The following is an 18,413-nucleotide window of genomic DNA, read 5'->3' as shown; positions in this document are numbered from 1 at the left end:
CTCGTTGACATCAACTCAATTTGACATCAACGCAACAACAAAGGAGGTTCCATTATATGGACAAAAGTCAATCTACTCTTCGACGCTTTGGAATGTCAGCGATCGCAGCAGGAGCAATTCTGTTTGCAAGCGGGCAAGCAAGCGCAGCTGAAGAGGGTACAGACCTTGGCGAGAAACTCTTGTACGAAGGAAAAGTACATGAGCACGTGGTAGAACTTAAAGAGCTTTTAGGAGAAAATGATCTTCTAGATGCTACTCATAGCTTTGATAGCACATTCGATGCGCACACTGCAGAAGCAGTTCGCAACTTCCAAGCAGAAAATGATCTGCTTGTAGATGGTCTACCTGGTGTTCAAACATTAGGTGCGCTAAGTGAATTATCTCACGGCGACACTGGCTATTTAGTAGAAGAACTACAAAAAGACTTAGCAGAGCTTGGTCTTTACGGATTTAACATCGACGGTATCTTTGGACCAATTACAGAGGAAGCACTCGTTATTTTCCAAAGTAACCATGGTGTAACCGAAGACCCTCAAGGAGTTGCAGGTCCAGAAACGTATGCAGCACTTCACGAAGTAACAAGCCGCTACAATCCAGGAGTAAACCAAACTGAGCCAGCTCAAGAAGCCGCGCCTGCTGAGGAACCTGTTGTAGAAGAGCCTGTACAAGAAGAAGTACCTGCAGAAGAACCAGTAGCAGAAGAAACACCTGCTGAAGAGCCTGTAGTAGAAGAGCCTGCTCAGGAAGAAGCTCCAGCTGAAGAAGCTGTACAAGCTGAATCTACAACTGAGGCAGCGCAAGCAACAAGTAACGAAACAGACGGAACAACTCTAAACATGGAAGCAACTGCTTACACTGCTTACTGTGAAGGTTGTTCAGGTGTAACGTTTACAGGAATCGATCTACGAAGCAACCCAGACCAAAAGGTTGTAGCTGTAGACCCTGACGTTATCCCACTTGGATCTATCGTTGAAGTAGAAGGCTATGGTCGTGCTGTAGCTGGCGACATCGGTGGAGCAATCCAAGGTAACAAAATCGACCTATTCATGCCATCACGTGAAGATGCGCTAAACTTTGGTCGCCAAAATGTATCTGTAACAATCGTAGAAACTCCTTAATTATAAGGATGTAGGACGCACGCCGACATGGCGTGCGTTTTTTAGTTGTTTAGCTAGCAATTACTCCCAATTTCTATTATGATAAAGAAGACGCTGTCAAAAGGAGAGGATACATATGACATCTTTTTATGTAGAAAAGATTGATTTTTCTAACACAAAGGAATTAGAAGGAATTTATACGAAGCTTTTAGAAGAGGAAATCACTTCTGCCACACAGCTAGAGGACTGGCTAATTAGGTATTCGCGCGTGCAGGATGAAGTGGAAGAGATTTTGTCAGGCCACTACATTGAGTTCCAGTGTCAAAGTGACTCAGAAAGCGCAAAGGAAGCGGTAGAATTTGATCAGGATCACATTGAGCCAATTAAGAAAGCATTTGAAGCAAAGCTTGATGAGAAGATCCTTCAAAGTCCATATTTATCAGAGCTACCAAGCCCATACTATGACCTCTTTATTCAAAGCACTCGTAATGCAAAAAGCCTCTTTAGAGAACAGAATATCGCCCTCGAAGTAGAGGAAGCAAAGCTTGCTAATGCGTATTTTGAGACTACTGGAGGCTTAACAGTTGAGTGGGATGGCGAAGAGAAAACGCTTAGTCAAATCTCCCCTTATGCGCAGGTTAGTGATCGTGAAGTGCGTAAAAAGGCGGTCACGCTGCAGGCTAACGCATTTCTTTCTGTCCAAGATAAGCTCCAAGGGATAATGGATGAGCTCCTTGTTATTCGTAAGAAAAAAGCAGATAACGCTGGGCTTGCTAACTATCGCGACTATATGTTTAAAAAATATGAGCGCTTTGACTACACGCCTGAAGATTGTAAGCAGTTAGCTGAAGCGATTAAAAAGCACGTTGTGCCACTTAAAGAAGAGCTTCAAAGGAAGCACAAAGAAGAGCTCGGAGTAGATGAGTATAGACCGTGGGATACTGCAGCGGTAAAAGAAGGTCTACAGCCATTAAAGCCATTTGAGACAAGTGAGGAGCTTGTTGGAAAGGGTGCACACATCTTCCGCACACTAGACCCTCGATTTGCTGAACTGCTTGAGACAATGGATCAGCGTGGAATGCTCGACCTCACCTCTCGCAAAGGCAAAGCGCCCGGTGGTTTTTGCTCGAAGCTACCAGTGTCCGAGTTAAGCTTTATTTTTATGAACGCATCCAAAACGCACGGAGATATGATTACGCTTCTTCACGAGATGGGTCACTGTATTCATAATGATTTTACAACTTCCCTAGACCTCTCTGCCTATCGCGAAACTCCGATGGAATCCGCTGAGCTCGCGAGTATGTCGATGGAGCTGTTAACGATGGATCAATGGGATCACTACTATCCAAATGAAGAGGATCTCATTCGAGCTAAAAAGGATCATTTAGAGGACATCATTAACTTCCTACCTCTTGGAATGGTCGTCGATCAATTCCAGCACTGGCTCTATGAGAATCCAGGGCATACAGCAACTGAGCGAAATGCTGCTTTTAAGCAAATAAAAGAAGAATTGGACTCTACATTCGTTAATTTTGACGGTATGGAGGATTGGCAGGAGGCTATGTGGCTGCGCATTCTGCACATTTTTGAAGTTCCTTTCTATTTCATTGAGTACGTTATTGCTCAGCTCGGTGCACTACAGCTATTTAAGAACTATCGCCAAGATAAAGAAAAAGCCATTAAACAGTACACAGATGCACTAAAGCTCGGTTCATCTAAGTCTCTACCAGAGGTATACGAAGCTGCAGGCATTCGCTTCGATTTCTCTCAAGATTTAATTAAAGAGCTTATGGAATTCCTACAATCCGAGCTTCAAGCATTAAACTAAAAAGAAGAGGGGCAGATGCAACATCTCTGCGCCTCTTTTTTATGAAGAAATTAGTTGTCGTGAAAAGAGAGGAACGGCAAACGTGTGATAGATAACTTTTTAGCGTGAACGGATAACTGAGACCCGTTTCTGGATAATTGTCGGCCTTAAACGGATAATCGAGCAGCCTTTCCGGATAATTGTCGGCCTTAAACGGATAATCGAACCCGGTTTCCGGATAACTATCTGCCTTAAAAGGATAACTGAGCAGCCTTTCCGGATAACCGCACGCCGTTCCCCCCACACCAAAAAGGCTGGGACAGCTTCATCGCTTTTATCCCAGCCTCCTCTTCATTTTTAATATGGTCCACGAATATGCTCGTTTACATGCGCCTGATAAAACGTCTCCAAACGTTGCATCTCTTCGCCTGTAAAGGCAGGAACATCAACCGCACCGAGACTATCCTCCACCTGCTTCGTCGTCTTAAATCCAGGAATAACAGAGCTCACTGCATCGTGCTCCAAGATCCATTTAAGAGCAGCCTTCGCCATTGACTCACGCCCCTCTTTAATCCAATCAAGCTCCTGACTTAGAGCTACACCTTTAGCAAACGGAAGTCCAGCAAACGTCTCTCCAACATTAAACTGCTGACCATCTGCATTAAAGTTACGATGATCGTCCTCTTCAAACTGATGCGATTCTTTAAATTTACCCGTCAATAGACCACTAGCTAGTGGCACCCGTGCAAGGATTCCTACTTCCTTTTCTTTTGCAATTGGGAAGAGCTCATGTACCGGCTTTTGGCGGAAAATATTAAAAATCACCTGCAAGGCACGAACATTTTTATACGTCATAGCTTCAAGACCCTCTTCAACGGTCTCCACACTCACGCCATAGTGACGGATCTTCCCCTCCTGCTGCAACTTATCTAATACCTCAAACACACTACCATCCTTAATAATTTCTAAAGGAGGACAGTGAATTTGATACAGATCAAGTTGCTCACGCCCTAGGTTTTTCAGCGTTTTTTCCAAGTAATGGCGAACGCTCTCCTCTTGATATGTAACAGGATCGTGAATGTCACCTGCCCGACAAAACTTACTTGCCACATAAATTTGATCTTCTTGCCCTTTTGTCGCCTCTCTAATTAAGCGCTCCGCATGTCCATCGCCGTAAACGTCTGCTGTATCAAAAAAGTTTACACCTTGCTCCATCGCCTGCTTTAGGCCTCTAACCGCTTCTTCATCATTCGTTTTGCCCCAGGCTCCACCAATTGCCCACGTCCCAAAGCTTAACTCACTAATCTTTAGATCTCCAAGCGTTCGATAATTCACACTCATCACTCCTCTTCTCGTATCTTCTCCCTAACTATAGGAAAATACGTAGACGGTGACAACTAAAACGTTTTCACTCTTTTGCTTTTTCTTCTAAAATTTGTTTTTCTAACCGCTTAAATGCTTGGATAAAAGTCGTTGGGTCATCTTTTATCGTATAGGAATACACGCCACGGCTCGTGTGTAAATAAAGGATGGAATCCTCTCCACTCATTTCTCTATGAGACATATCAAAAATCTGCTCGGTCGGGAACTCACGGTGCTTTGTTAACAATCGATCCTCAAATAAGTAGAGCTTTCGTTCATACTCTACATTTTTCATTTCGATACTAGACATTTCACGCTGCACTTTAAAGTAAGGTAGTGTTGCAATTGGCTCCATCTCCATGCTCCTTTCCTATCTAGTATTCATGCTACTTGCTCCAAGGCATAAATTCAATCATTTGTCACTTCATCCTAATACCTTTCTGTGTGAAAAGACAGGAGGTTTGCTATAATAAAGATGATTTAACTGAAGAGAAAGGAAGGTGTGCGACGTGGATATCTTTACAGTCCCAGATCCTAATGACCCAAATATGGGCTATGCGTACCTCGTTATGATATTAGTATTTATTGCGGCATCCTTTAGCGTATATCGACTCAAAAAAGCGTCTAAGCGAACGAAAACGAAATCAGAGCCAAAGGCATACGATATGTATGAACCAGAATCAAAACCAGATCGAAAGGATTAAGATACAATGAGTGAGCTATTTTTGCACACACATGAAAACTACCTAACTATTCCTGGCTGGGAAGATCTTCAAACAGGTTTTACAACGAGGAATGGTGGAGTCGGCACAGGTGACTTTTCTACCCAAAACGTCGGCTTACACGTTCACGATCCAGATGCAGGCGAGAATCGCTCGCGCCTAGCAGAGATTCTCTCTGTCCCTATTGAACGTTTTGTTGGTGCGGATCAAACGCACCAGGATCAGATTGTAAAAGTCTCTCAAGCGCTGGCAGGCAAAGGATCGCTTCAATACGATACAAGTATTAAACGAACGGATGGACTATATACAAAAGAAAAAAACGTTCTTTTAACGCTCTGCTTTGCAGACTGTATCCCTCTCTATTTTAGAGGTCCTGATAACTTACTAGGCGTCGCTCATGCTGGTTGGCGTAGCACTGCACTGCACATCGGAGGCAAAATGGTTCGTCTTTGGCAGGACGTTGAAGGTGCTGACTTGCATGAAGTTCATGCAGTTATTGGTCCTGGCATCGGTCCTTGTTGCTATACCGTTGATGATCATGTGATGACGCAGCTTGGAGAGGTCCTGCAAGCATCATCTGATACCTACTCTACCGAAACGTCTAAGGGTCAGTATGCGTTAGATCTACAAGAAGCAAATAGGCTATTACTCATTCAAGAGGGCATCCCAGAGGAGAACATCCGCGTCTCCTCATATTGCACAAGTTGCGAGAGTGACCTCTTCTTTTCTCACCGCCGAGACAATGGCAAAACCGGCAGAATGATGAGCTTTATTGGTCGCTTCGAATAAGATAAAAGGTGATGCCTGCATCTAGATGCGGGCACCACCTTTTTTTGATTTTAGCTAGTTATTTTGAGGAATTCGGAAAGAGCTTTTTGCGAAAAAATACTGGGATGACGCTGAGAAGAATAAATACACTAATTGCGATAATAATGATCGTGACATCACCCCCAACAAAGCTCGAGCCTAAAAAGCTATATGCGAACGCTCCGGGAATAATACCGAGGAGAGTCCCAAAGAAAAAATCTCTTAGTCGTACCTTCGAGATTCCAGCAACGTAGCTAATCATATCAAAGTTAAATACAGGTATAAGTCGAATGAGAAGTACATATAAAAAACCGTTTTGTTCAAGCTGAACCTGCAATTTTTTGGCTTTACCTGTCCACTCTTTGCCCGCTATATTTTTACCTAGTTTCCGGGCAACAAGAAAAGAAAGAACAGCGCCTCCTGTTGCGCCAATAACGATTAACATCGTTCCGTAAATTGGTCCAAAAAGAAGTCCACCAGCAAGTGATAAAACAGATGCAGGAAAAAGGATAAGTGGTCGTACCGTATAGATGAGCACATAGGCCAAAGGAGCAAATGCGCCTAAACTTGTTATATAATCACGGATCGTTTCCGGGCTAATTTGCCATACATTTGCGTTTAAGTAGAGCAGCGTACTAATAATGATAAGTATAGTTAAAAGTAGGAAAATTGTTTTTTTAGAAACCTTAAGCTTCATCACAGTCGAGCCTCCTTTATGATTACGTTTATTGTATCACCACAGTCTTTTATTACCTATATCAACGACTTTTCTTGCATTAAAGATCATCTTACGGGTAGAAATTTATCTAGAGAGCACCAATTTATAATACCTAAAACAACAAAAAAGGCCCTCAAAAGGACCTTCTAAATGTGGACTATTTATATAAAGCTATATTCTGTTGTACTCTTTAAATGAATGCATGAAGCTATTCATCTGTATGTCTTCTTCACATTGCTTCCATCAAAAGAGAATAAAACGTCCTTTCCTTCCAGTACAGTCTCAATACATATTTTTGCACCCCAAAGCCTGTAGAGTGCTGGCAATGTTTTTTCTAAATGTGGGACGTCCAATTCTACCTCTTCATAGCTATGCGTTAATACTAACTCGCCTTTATCACCTTCATTGACTAAAAGCACCGGGATACCGCCATTCAACCGCTGATTAACAAGCGTATCGCGCACATCCGTCCAATCTTTACTTGTAATCTCATAATTCTCTTGCTTAGCAGAAAAAACGTAAAGGTCTTCCTGCTGAATAAATTCTTTCGTTAAATAATTACGCAAAAAGGAGCTGTCTGTTTCTGTTTCACGGATCTCAAACAAACGCTCGGTTCCAACTTTCTCCTCCAAATATTCAAAAAGTCGCAGTCCTAGGTGATATGGATTAACATTCGTTGTTGACGATTGGATAACATTTGCATGAAGTTTGGCAAACTCAATCGATTCTCCTTCATTCAATTCTAAATCGCGCATGATTCGTTGATGCCAAAAGGTCGCCCAGCCTTCATTCATGATTTTCGTTTCCATTTGTGGCCAAAAATAATACATTTCCTCTCGGAGCATAGACATAATGTCTTTTTGCCATTCTTCCATCTTTTTTGCTTTCTTCAAAAGAAATAACAAAAGATCTTGCGTGTCATTGTTATGATCACGCTCATCATAGTGAGATTCGTAAGGATCAATGTGCTCTTGAATTGCTAGCACATCATCAATAAAGCTCTCTACTTGTTCTCTTCCATGCCGCGTCTCATGCTTTGAAATTCGAATGGCCGTTTGAGACATGCTTTCTACCATATCTTTTCTTGTGCCTTTAAATCGGTTGTTATTCTTAAAAAAGTCACTATGCGCAAGCACGTGAGCGACAATTAGTTTATTTTGAACGAGAGAATTAGTATCTAATAAAAATGCGTAGCAAGGATCTGAGTTTATCACTAACTCATAAATTTTACTTAACCCCAAGTCATAGTGCAGTTTCATGCGATGAAATTGCTTCCCAAAGCTCCAATGTGTAAAGCGTGTTGGCATGCCATATGCCCCTATGGAATAAATAACATCTGCTGGACAAATTTCAAAACGCATGTGGTAAAAATCAAGTCCATAGTCACGCGCCAACTGTGTAATATGCTCAATAGATGTTACTAGCTGATTTTCACTCTCTCCCATTTCTCCTCACCTCCTCTTCTACATCTATGAGTGCTCCGATCCTCACATGATTAGAACAACTGTTCACTAACCAACTAAACCCTTCAATTCGCCTCCTAGTTTCTTTAGAAAATGTGGCAATTCGCCACATTCAATAAGTTGTCAAACACTTTGTCCTACTTTTGTTGTATTTTTCGATTATAATTTAGAGAGAGACACGATTTAGGAGGAACGAATGAGAAGCTGGTTAATCAATCTTAGAAAGAATATGAAATTAACACAGTCTGACGTAGCAGAAAAAGTATTTTTAGACAGAGGCTACTACGCTCAGATTGAGCATGGTGTGCGCGATCCAAGTATCGAGACTGCCATAAAAATAGCGGAAGTATTTCAAGTAGAACCAACTTTATTTTTTAACGAAAAGCTATACAATCCCTTTTATCATGTAACATCTAAACTTCCTATCATATTTGCTATATGCGATCTCGACTTACGATATACGTGGATTAGTAATCCTAGCAAGGATTTTTCTTTTCACAATGTAATAGGTAAAACCGATTTTGAAATTACACATAACAGTGGAGTTGAAGCACTGGTTGCTCTAAAAAAACGTACCTTACAAACAGAACAAATCAGTTCTGAATTAATTACCTTTCCCCTTTCTAAAGGGGATACTACGTATTTGATATACGCAAAGCCAATTTACGATGGGGATATATTGAGTGGGGTTGCTACAACATCCGTAGAATTTCACGAGTAACTAAAAACAGATGTGGGACAATCCTCCCTACATCTGTTTTTTATTGAGAGAATTCGTTTTTACTTGGGCCAATACCCCCAAAAATGAAAACGCTTACTAAATCTTTACAAACTATTATAATTTTCAGACTTTTCTTTCATACCAATGATGTAAGCGCTTTTCCGTTATTAGATTACTTAGAAATGTTAGAATTTTTAACAAAAAGCTGTTGACCTCTTTTTAAAAGCGGAGTAATATTGGCAACAACATATTCGTTCGAAATTATCAAAAACGAAAGAAAGGAGAGGGACAAGATGAGCAACCAGTGGATTTATTTGGACCATGCATTCGTTCGAAAAGAAGAAGCAGTTGTTTCGGTTTACGACCATGGATTTTTATATGGCGATGGCGTCTTTGAAGGTATTCGCGTTTACAGCGGTAATATCTTTAAGTTAGACGAACATTTAAAGCGTCTATATCAATCTGCACAATCAATTATGTTAGAAATTCCATATACAAAAGAGGAACTTCAGCAAATTATTATCGAAACAATTCGAAAAAATGAGCTGGACACTGCCTATATTCGATTAGTCGTCTCTCGTGGTCAAGGTAATTTAGGTCTTGATCCTGCATCTTGCGCAAGACCAAGACTTGTTGTGATCGCAGAAGCGCTGTCCCTCTTCCCTAAAGAGCTTTATCAAAGAGGGTTAAGCCTTGGTTCTGTTGCAACCCGTCGCAATCGACCAGATGTACTTAGTCCACAAGTAAAGTCATTAAATTATTTAAACAATATATTAGTCAAATTAGAAGCAAATCAAGCAGGCGTTGATGAAGCGCTTATGTTAAATGATCAAGGATATGTAACAGAAGGCTCTGCCGACAATATTTTTATCGTAAAAAACAAGAAAATTGTGACACCTCCCGTGTATTTAGGTGCATTAGAAGGTATCACAAGAAATGCCATTATAGACCTTGCTCGAACATTAAACTATGAGGTTGTTGAGGCTCCATTTACAAGACACGATGTGTATGTAGCTGATGAAGTATTTTTAACAGGAACTGCTGTTGAAGTAATCGCAGCTGTTCAAGTAGACGGTCGTAAGATTGGTGAAGGAATTCCAGGTGACGTTACAAATCACCTATTAGCTGCTTTTAGAGAAATAGTCACGCGCGACGGCGTTCCTTGCTACACGGATGCTGGTCAAGCTAATGTAGGATAATACAAAATATACAAATCGATGAAGAGAATAAAGGTTTAAGGTACTGTTTTTACAGAGAGTCGGGGATGGTGGAAGCCCGATACTACAGCTTAATCCGACATCGTCTCTGAGTGCGACACTGAACGAGCAATTTAGTAGGTGGAGCCGGGTGACCGTTTAGGCACCTGTTATCAAAAGGAGTTCAAGATTTAGTTGGACTTCATAAGTCAGTATTCGCGAGAGTGCTGTAAATCTCGGGTGGTACCGTGGAAAGTATAGACTTTTCTCCCCGCATAAACACGTTTTTCCTTATGGAAATAAGGGTCATACGTGCGTGCAGGGAAAAAAGTCTTTTTTATTTGCAAAAAACTTTGGAGGGATCGTAATGAAAATGGAAACAAAAGTGAAGACTCAGCCAGTCACAGCTCCTAAAACAGGAGCAGATATCCTTGTTGAAGCGCTAGTTGAACAAGGTGTTGATACGATTTTTGGATATCCGGGCGGTGCAGTACTTCCAATTTACGATGCGCTATATCGTTCCGATGCCGACTTTCAACATATTTTAACAAGACACGAACAAGGTGCAATTCATGCAGCGGAAGGATATGCACGTGTTAAAAGGAAACCCGGTGTCGTTTTAGCCACATCAGGTCCAGGTGCAACGAACCTTGTTACAGGTATTGCTGATGCAATGATGGATTCTCTACCTCTTGTAGTTTTAACTGGACAGGTAGCAACGACAGTAACTGGAACAGATGCTTTCCAAGAAGCAGATGTAATGGGCATTACAACACCTATTACAAAACACAACTATCAGGTGCAATCAAGCTATGATATTCCAAAAATTATCAAAGAAGCTTTCCATATTGCATCAACGGGTCGTCCGGGACCAGTAGTAGTCGATATTCCGAAAGACATTTCAGCAAATCCTTGTTTAGAAGTGGATGAAAGTGATTTCCATCTACCCGGCTATCAGCCAACCATAAAGCCAAATCCGATCCAAATCAAAAAACTGGCTGAAGCAATTAAACAAGCTAAGAAGCCACTTGTACTAACTGGGGCTGGCGTTCTTCACGGCGGAGCTTCCAAGGTCCTAAAGGACATCGTAGAAAGCTTCCGTTTACCGGTTACGTCTACCCTACTTGGTCTTGGAGCATTCCCTGGTGACCATCCACTCTTCCTAGGAATGGGCGGCATGCATGGGACGTACACGTCTAACATGGCGATTACGGAGTGCGACCTACTCATTAACGTTGGAGCAAGATTCGATGATCGTTTAACGATGAACCTAGCTCACTTTGCACCAAATGCAACCGTTGCTCACATTGATATCGATCCAGCGGAAATTGGTAAGAACGTGCCGACAGATATTCCAATCGTATCGGACTCAAAGGCTGCTTTAGAAGAACTAGCTAGACAGCTAAAAGACGGTCCTGAACATGAGGAATGGCTTTCTGAGCTTCAAAAAAATAAAGAGGCTTTCCCTCTTTGGTACAACAATCCAAAAGAGGATATGGTGACTCAATGGCTGATGGAACGCGTTCACCATCATACAAAAGGGGATGCGATTGTTACAACAGACGTGGGGCAACACCAAATGTGGTCCGCACAATACTATTCCTTTTCTAAACCTGATAAATGGGTAACATCTGGCGGACTGGGTACGATGGGCTTTGGATTCCCTGCAGCAATCGGAGCACAGCTAGCTCTGCCAGACGAAACAGTCATCTCCATTGTCGGAGACGGCGGCTTCCAAATGACACTACAAGAAATGTCCGTTCTTCAAGAACGAAACCTACCTGTTAAAATCGTTATCTCTAATAACGGAGCACTAGGAATGGTTCGTCAATGGCAAGAAGAGTTTTACGAGGAGCGTTATTCAGAATCACTACTAAGTGTGCAACCGGATTTTGTTAAGCTCGCAGAAGCTTACAGCATCCGAGGTCATAAAATTACAACACAGGAGGATTTCGAACGAATCTTCCCTGAGGTCCTTGCTTACGACGGACCAGTCCTACTCGACTGTCGAGTGTTGATGCAAGAAAATGTGTATCCGATGGTCGCGCCAGGACGAGGCATTCAAGATATGGTAGGGGTGAAACCATGAAACGAATCATTACATTAGTTGTTCAAAATCGAAGTGGCGTGTTAAATCGCGTCACAGGCCTCATGCAAAAAAGGCAGTTCAACATTGAAAGTATCTCCGTTGGACGGACCGAGCAAGAAGGCATCTCTAAAATGACATTTGTCGTTGATGTAGAGGATCACAGAAAGCTTGAACAGTTAACGAAGCAGTTAAACAAGCAAATTGATGTGATTAAGGTAACCGACTTATCTGATAAAGCGGTGGTAGCACGAGAGCTTGCCTTAATTAAAGTAGTAAGTAACGCACAAGTTCGCGGTGAGATTCAAAGTATTATCGAACCGTTCCGCGCTATCGTAATCGATATGAGCCGTGATAGCTTATCGATTCAGGTAACAGGTAAACCAGAAAAGATTGAAGCGCTCATTGAGCTACTTCGACCTTATGGGATCAAAGATATTGCTCGAACAGGCTTAACCGCCTTTGCAAGAGGGCAGCAGCCACAGGTGGCGGAATTGACCCACTACTCTCTATTGAAATAGCTTTACCAGATTTTCTTAAACTAGGATTGATGAAAGAACTTATATAAAACTTTGGAGGATGATGAAGGATGACAAAAGTACTTTATAACCACGATATTAATGAGAAGGCTCTACAGGAAAAGAAAATTGCGGTAATTGGGTATGGCTCACAGGGTCACGCTCACGCTCTTAACTTAAAAGAAAGCGGCTTCCAAGTCGTAGTTGGTCTTCGCCCAGGTAAATCATGGGATAAAGCTGTTGAAGACGGACATCAAGTAGAGTCAGTAGCAGACGCAACAAAACAAGCAGACGTTATCATGATTCTCCTACCAGACGAGTATCAGCCAAAAATTTATGCAGAAAGCATTGAACCAAACTTAGAAGAAGGCAACGCGCTAGCATTTGCTCACGGATTTAACGTTCACTTTAGCCAAATCGTGCCTCCTGAAAACGTGGATGTATTCTTAGTAGCTCCAAAAGGACCTGGTCACCTTGTTCGACGCACGTTTGAAGACGGCGCTGGTGTCCCTGCCCTATTTGGTATCTATCAAGACTACACAGGAAATGCAACAGAAACAGCACTAGCATATGCTAAAGGTGTTGGTGGCGGACGAGCTGGAATTTTGGAGACGACGTTCCAAGAAGAGACAGAGACAGACCTATTCGGAGAGCAAGCAGTCCTTTGTGGAGGCGTAACAAGCCTTATCAAAGCAGGATTTGAAACATTAACAGAAGCGGGTTACCAACCAGAAGTTGCCTACTTCGAGTGTCTACACGAAATGAAGCTTATCGTAGACCTTCTATATGAAGGAGGATTTGAGAACATGCGCTACTCCATCTCTGACACAGCACAGTGGGGAGACTTCGTATCTGGACCACGCGTCATTGATGCAGATACAAAAGCGCGCATGAAGGATATACTAACTGACATCCAAAATGGTACGTTTGCACATGGTTGGATCCTAGAGAACCAAGCTAATCGTCCGCAGTTTAACGCGATTAATAACCGTGAAAACAAGCATGAGATTGAAGTAGTTGGACGTAAGCTACGCGAACTAATGCCTTTCGTTAAGCAAGCCAAAAAAGCAAAGGATGTGGTGTCGAATGGCACACGTTAAGATTTTTGATACTACCCTGCGCGACGGCGAGCAATCGCCTGGCGTAAACCTAAATCGACTAGAAAAGCTTGAGATAGCAAAACAGCTTGAGCGCTTCGGTGTCGATGTGATGGAGGCGGGCTTCCCCGCTTCCTCACAGGGTGATTTTGAAGGAGTTCGTGAAATAGCTCGTACGATCAAGAACGCTTCCGTTACAGGACTTGCGAGAGCTGTTAAATCAGACATTGATGCAGCCTGGGAAGCATTGAAGGAAGGCGCTGATCCGAGACTACATTGTTTTATCGCTACCTCCCCTATTCACATGGAGTATAAGCTAAAAAAATCGCCTGAACAGGTCATTCAAACGGCTGTGGAGATGGTGAAGTATGGGAAGAAGAACTTCGATAAAATTGAGTGGTCTGCAGAAGATGCATCTCGTTCTGACTTAGACTTTCTGGCTCGCATCATTAAAGAAGTAATCGACGCAGGAGCGACTGTTATTAACCTTCCTGATACCGTCGGATATACAACACCTTATGAATACGGCCAAATATTTAACTACATCACACAGAATGTTCCGAATATTGACAAAGTTTCACTTTCAGCCCACTGTCACGATGATCTAGGTATGGCTGTTGCAAACTCGATTGCAGCTATTGAGAACGGCGCTACTCAAGTAGAAGGAACGATTAACGGAATTGGCGAGCGTGCTGGTAACGCGGCACTTGAAGAGCTAGCTGTAGCACTAACAATCCGTAAAGACTTTTATCCGCATCATACTGGTCTCGTGCTAAACGAAATTAAACGTACAAGTGACCTTGTTAGTAAGCTTACAGGAATGGTTGTACCTCGTAATAAAGCAGTTGTAGGACAAAATGCATTTGCTCATGAATCTGGTATTCATCAGGATGGTGTCCTAAAGCACGCTGAGACATACGAAATTATTACACCTGAGCTAGTCGGCGTTAAATCAAACTCCCTTGTCATGGGTAAGCACTCTGGAAAGCACGCATTTAAAGATAAATTGCAGCAGCTTGGCTATACGCTATCCGACGAGAAGCTACTTGCTGCATTTACAGAATTTAAGAAGCTAACGGATAAGAAGAAAGAAGTGACAGATGACGATCTCTTCTCCATTTTGACAGAGATTCAAACGACATCGGATGATCGCAGAAAGTACCAGCTAGAATCGTTCCAGGTAGAATATCAAGGTACAAATCAACCAACGGCAACTGCCACACTTGTCACGCCAGATGGTGAGACTGTAACGGATAAAGCAGCTGGTCAAGGTGCCGTAGAAGCACTATTTAACACGCTTGACTCCATTGTAAAAGAAGAGATCCACATTACAGACTTTAACCTAAGCTCTATTGGACGCGGTCGCGATGCATTAGCACAGGCAAATGTAAAAATGACAGTGAACGACATTGCAGTAAACGGCAGAGGCTCTTCTCAAGACGTGCTAGAGGCTGCTGTAAAAGGATATATTAACGCGGTCAATCGTGCATTTTATTTTCAAACACCGAAAAAAGAGAACGCTGTAGAAGCACCAACTCTTTAACACTCAAAAGGAGGCCTAGAAAGATGAAAAAACATATTGTACTTTTGCCAGGTGATGGCATCGGACCCGAAGTAACGGCTTCCGCACAGCGTGTACTAGAAGCAATCGCAGAAGAGTTTGACCACACATTTACGTATGAATCGAAAGCAATCGGTGGCTACGCTATTGACGAATATGGCACACCACTACCGGATGACACAACAGCAGCGTGCAAGCAGGCAGATGCCATCGTCCTTGGCGCAGTTGGAGGACCAAAGTGGGATCAAAACCCCTCTCACCTACGGCCAGAACGTGGCTTATTAGGTATTCGAAAGGAGTTAAATCTATTCGCAAACCTTCGACCTGTGCAAGGATTTGATAATCTCCTGCATGCCTCTCCGTTAAAGCGTGAGGTAGTCCAGGATAGCGACCTTCTTATCGTACGTGAGTTAACAGGGGGCTTATACTTCGGGCAACCGTCAGAGCGACGTAATGATGGTGCATCCGTTGTCGATACGCTAGCTTATGATCGGTCTGAGATTGAGCGTATAGTGAGAAAGGGCTTCGAGGCTGCTCAAGTTCGCAAAAAGCACCTTACTTCCGTAGATAAAGCAAACGTATTAGAGTCTTCAAAAATGTGGCGTGAAGTTGTCGAAGAAGTTAAATCGGATTACCCGGATGTCACGGTCGATCACATGCTCGTTGATGCCGCTGCGATGCGCTTAATTACGAATCCAACCTCCTTTGACGTCATCGTGACAGAAAATATGTTTGGAGATATTTTAAGCGATGAAGCTTCCGTATTAACTGGCTCACTAGGGATGCTTCCATCCGCAAGTATGCGCGAGGATGACTTTGGACTTTACGAGCCCGTACATGGCTCCGCACCAGATATCGCAGGTCAAGGTATTGCTAATCCGCTTGCAACGCTCCTATCTGTCGCGCTATTGCTTCGCCACTCCTTCCATCTTGAGAACGAAGCAAAGCTTATTGAATCAGCAGTAGCCGATGCATTAGATCAGGGATACCATACACGTGATCTTCATGTGAAAGGCGGACAGGTGATTAATACCGAGCAAATGACAGGGATCATCATTGACTTTATCCGTGCAAATAGTGCAACAACAAGTATCATGAACTGCTACGCATAATATCTTGTGGGGAGAGCAGCTCTCCCCTCTTCTTTTTTTAGATCATGACTTTAGACGTCAAGGAGTGAACAGCATGGCACAGCCAAAAACGATTATCGAAAAGATATGGGAAAAACATATTGTCCATCAAGAAGCAAATAAACCAGACCTACTTTATATTGATCTACATCTTGTCCACGAGGTTACCTCTCCGCAAGCATTTGAAGGCTTACGGATGAAAAATAGACAGGTACGTCGCCCTGACAGAACTTTTGCAACGATGGATCATAACGTTCCAACAATTGCTCGTCATTTCATTAGTGATCCTATTTCCAGAAAGCAAATGGAGACACTTCAAACAAACTGTGAGGAATTTGGAGTAACGCTCGCTGATATTCATCACCCTGATCAAGGTATCGTCCACGTTATTGGTCCAGAGCTTGGTCTCACGCATCCTGGTAAAACGATTGTTTGCGGTGACTCTCATACTTCTACTCACGGAGCATTTGGTGCACTTGCCTTCGGTATTGGGACATCAGAAGTAGAGCACGTGCTCGCAACGCAAACAATATGGCAGGCTAAGCCAAAGACAATGAAAGTACAGGTTAATGGAAAGTTAGGACCTGGTGTCACGGCAAAGGACTTAATTCTAGCTATTATTGGCAAGTTTGGCGTTCGCTTCGGTACAGGTCACGTGTTGGAATACACAGGTGAAGCGATTCGAGACTTAACAATGGAAGAACGTATGACGATTTGTAACATGTCGATCGAAGCTGGAGCGCGTGCCGGTCTCATTAGTCCTGACGAAACGACATTTGAGTTTCTTAAAGGAAAAAGACATGTACCTAAAGGTGATGACTACGATGCGATAGTAGAGGAATGGAAAGCTCTTGCGACAGATGAAGGTGCTATTTACGACGAGCAAGTCGAAATTGACGCTTGGGAAATTGAGCCACAGGTCACATGGGGAACAAATCCAAGCATGTGTTTACCAGTTAGTGGGAACGTCCCTTCTCCAGAGTCAGCAACATCTGACGCGGATAGAGAAGAAATTGAACGAGCACTTGCTTACATGGGGCTCGAAGCTAATCAGCCTATCACCTCTATCCCCATTCAGCACGTATTCATTGGATCCTGCACAAACTCTCGTCTAAGTGATCTACAAAGAGCGGCTAAAATCATTGAGGGGAAGCACGTTCATGAGGGTGTAAGAGCTCTTGTCGTACCTGGCTCACAAACGGTGAAAAAGGATGCAGAAGCACTTGGTCTCGATAAAATCTTTACAGATGCAGGCTTTGAATGGCGTGACGCAGGCTGTAGTATGTGTCTAGCAATGAATGACGATGTTGTTCCAGCAGGAGAGCGCTGCGCCTCCACTTCGAACCGTAACTTTGAAGGTCGTCAAGGTAATGGTGCTAGAACGCACCTAGTAGCACCCGAAATGGCTGCTGCAGCTGCAATCGAAGGTAAGTTTGTAGACGTCAGACACATGATGAGCACACCGGTCTAAAGCGGAAAGGAGACTATATATGGAACCAATTAGACAGCACACCGGTTTAGTCTATCCGCTAAACCGCTCAAACATTGACACGGACCAAATTATTCCTAAGCAATTCCTTAAGCGAATTGAACGCCAGGGCTTCGGTCAATTTCTCTTTTATAACTGGCGTTTTCATGACGATGGTTCACTCCGTGAGGACTTCACTCTGAATCAACCGAAGTATGAGGGTGCATCCATCTTAGTAGCTGGTGAGAACTTCGGCTGTGGCTCCTCACGTGAGCACGCACCATGGTCCTTACAGGACTTCGGATTTAAAGTCATTATTGCGCCAAGTTTTGCTGATATCTTTTATAATAACTGCTCTAAAAATGGGATCCTACCGATCGTTTTATCAGAAGAAAAAGTAGCTGAGTTAGTTAAAAAAGCAGAGAATCAAAGCTATCAGTTAGAAGTAGATTTAGAAGCAGAAGAAATTCGAGATAATGAAGGCTTTAGCGCCTCCTTCACACTTGTTCCTTACCTTCGCGAGATGCTGTTAAACGGTTGGGATGAAATTGCTGTTACATTAACACACGATGATAAAATTGCTGCATTTGAAGAAAAACGATCAGAGACGGTATCTTCTTAAGGTTCTGTGACTGATAAGAAGAATACGCTTCTATGATG

Annotated in this window: 17 protein-coding genes; 13 read left to right on the top strand and 4 right to left on the bottom strand. The window is 42.9% G+C overall.

Going from position 1 to position 18,413, the window contains the following annotated elements; all coding sequences use genetic code 11:
- Positions 1-56: 56 nt before the first annotated feature.
- Entirely contained in the window at positions 57-1,118 is a 1,062-nt protein-coding gene (locus FLK61_RS06775; RefSeq protein ID WP_176008729.1) for a peptidoglycan-binding protein, read from the top strand.
- 115 nt (positions 1,119-1,233) lie between these two features.
- A complete protein-coding gene (locus FLK61_RS06770; protein WP_176008728.1) occupies positions 1,234-2,925 on the top strand; it encodes a M3 family oligoendopeptidase in 1,692 nt (563 codons plus the stop codon).
- Positions 2,926-3,261: 336 nt separating this feature from the next.
- Here FLK61_RS06770 and FLK61_RS06765 read toward each other — a convergent pair whose 3' ends face one another.
- Complete coding sequence (locus tag FLK61_RS06765; protein WP_176008727.1) at positions 3,262-4,239, bottom strand: aldo/keto reductase; 978 nt, start codon at positions 4,237-4,239, stop codon at positions 3,262-3,264.
- A gap of 73 nt (positions 4,240-4,312) precedes the next feature.
- Positions 4,313-4,621, bottom strand: a complete 309-nt coding sequence (locus tag FLK61_RS06760; RefSeq protein ID WP_176008726.1) for a hypothetical protein — start codon at positions 4,619-4,621, stop codon at positions 4,313-4,315.
- 154 nt (positions 4,622-4,775) lie between these two features.
- Between FLK61_RS06760 and FLK61_RS06755 the strand changes: the two genes are divergently transcribed.
- Together FLK61_RS06755 and pgeF are read left to right on the top strand one after the other, a co-directional pair.
- Positions 4,776-4,970, top strand: a complete 195-nt coding sequence (locus FLK61_RS06755; RefSeq protein WP_176008725.1) for a hypothetical protein — start codon at positions 4,776-4,778, stop codon at positions 4,968-4,970.
- A 6-nt stretch (positions 4,971-4,976) separates the two neighbouring features.
- Positions 4,977-5,777, top strand: a complete 801-nt coding sequence (gene pgeF / locus FLK61_RS06750) for a peptidoglycan editing factor PgeF (protein ID WP_176008724.1) — start codon at positions 4,977-4,979, stop codon at positions 5,775-5,777.
- Between the two features lie 58 nt (positions 5,778-5,835).
- On the opposite strand, the gene FLK61_RS06745 is transcribed toward pgeF, so the two are convergent.
- Together FLK61_RS06745 and FLK61_RS06740 are read right to left on the bottom strand one after the other, a co-directional pair.
- The gene (locus FLK61_RS06745) at positions 5,836-6,492 is read right to left on the bottom strand and encodes a TVP38/TMEM64 family protein (protein WP_176011160.1); all 657 of its coding nucleotides are present in this window, start codon (positions 6,490-6,492) and stop codon (positions 5,836-5,838) included.
- A gap of 233 nt (positions 6,493-6,725) precedes the next feature.
- On the bottom strand, positions 6,726-7,958 hold the full coding sequence (locus FLK61_RS06740) for a SpoVR family protein (protein ID WP_176008723.1): 1,233 nt from the start codon (positions 7,956-7,958) through the stop codon (positions 6,726-6,728).
- 214 nt (positions 7,959-8,172) lie between these two features.
- Between FLK61_RS06740 and FLK61_RS06735 the strand changes: the two genes are divergently transcribed.
- The 9 genes from FLK61_RS06735 to leuD all read left to right on the top strand — a co-directional run bounded on the left by FLK61_RS06735 (position 8,173) and on the right by leuD (position 18,375).
- The gene (locus FLK61_RS06735; protein WP_176008722.1) at positions 8,173-8,697 is read left to right on the top strand and encodes a helix-turn-helix domain-containing protein; all 525 of its coding nucleotides are present in this window, start codon (positions 8,173-8,175) and stop codon (positions 8,695-8,697) included.
- A gap of 293 nt (positions 8,698-8,990) precedes the next feature.
- Entirely contained in the window at positions 8,991-9,896 is a 906-nt protein-coding gene (gene ilvE, locus FLK61_RS06730) for a branched-chain-amino-acid transaminase (protein ID WP_176008721.1), read from the top strand.
- 364 nt (positions 9,897-10,260) lie between these two features.
- On the top strand, positions 10,261-11,982 hold the full coding sequence (ilvB, locus tag FLK61_RS06725) for a biosynthetic-type acetolactate synthase large subunit (RefSeq protein ID WP_176008720.1): 1,722 nt from the start codon (positions 10,261-10,263) through the stop codon (positions 11,980-11,982).
- Entirely contained in the window at positions 11,979-12,500 is a 522-nt protein-coding gene (ilvN, locus tag FLK61_RS06720; protein ID WP_176008719.1) for an acetolactate synthase small subunit, read from the top strand. The genes ilvB and ilvN overlap by 4 nt, the downstream gene beginning before the upstream one ends.
- 68 nt (positions 12,501-12,568) lie before the next feature.
- Complete coding sequence (ilvC, locus tag FLK61_RS06715) at positions 12,569-13,597, top strand: ketol-acid reductoisomerase (protein ID WP_176008718.1); 1,029 nt, start codon at positions 12,569-12,571, stop codon at positions 13,595-13,597.
- Entirely contained in the window at positions 13,584-15,137 is a 1,554-nt protein-coding gene (locus FLK61_RS06710; RefSeq protein WP_176008717.1) for a 2-isopropylmalate synthase, read from the top strand. Before ilvC ends, FLK61_RS06710 begins: the two co-directional genes overlap by 14 nt.
- A gap of 23 nt (positions 15,138-15,160) precedes the next feature.
- The gene (gene leuB, locus FLK61_RS06705; protein WP_176008716.1) at positions 15,161-16,267 is read left to right on the top strand and encodes a 3-isopropylmalate dehydrogenase; all 1,107 of its coding nucleotides are present in this window, start codon (positions 15,161-15,163) and stop codon (positions 16,265-16,267) included.
- Between the two features lie 73 nt (positions 16,268-16,340).
- Positions 16,341-17,756, top strand: coding sequence for a 3-isopropylmalate dehydratase large subunit (gene leuC, locus FLK61_RS06700; protein WP_176008715.1), 1,416 nt, complete (start codon positions 16,341-16,343; stop codon positions 17,754-17,756).
- 19 nt (positions 17,757-17,775) lie between these two features.
- Positions 17,776-18,375: a 3-isopropylmalate dehydratase small subunit gene (gene leuD, locus FLK61_RS06695; RefSeq protein WP_176008714.1), complete on the top strand. Its 600-nt coding sequence runs from the start codon at positions 17,776-17,778 to the stop codon at positions 18,373-18,375.
- Positions 18,376-18,413: the final 38 nt, after the last annotated feature.

The organism is Paenalkalicoccus suaedae, assembly GCF_006965545.2.
Taxonomy (GTDB): Bacteria; Bacillota; Bacilli; order Bacillales; family Salisediminibacteriaceae; genus Paenalkalicoccus; species Paenalkalicoccus suaedae.
Note: the sequence above shows the minus strand (reverse complement) of the source record. Positions and strands in the feature narration are given on the sequence as shown.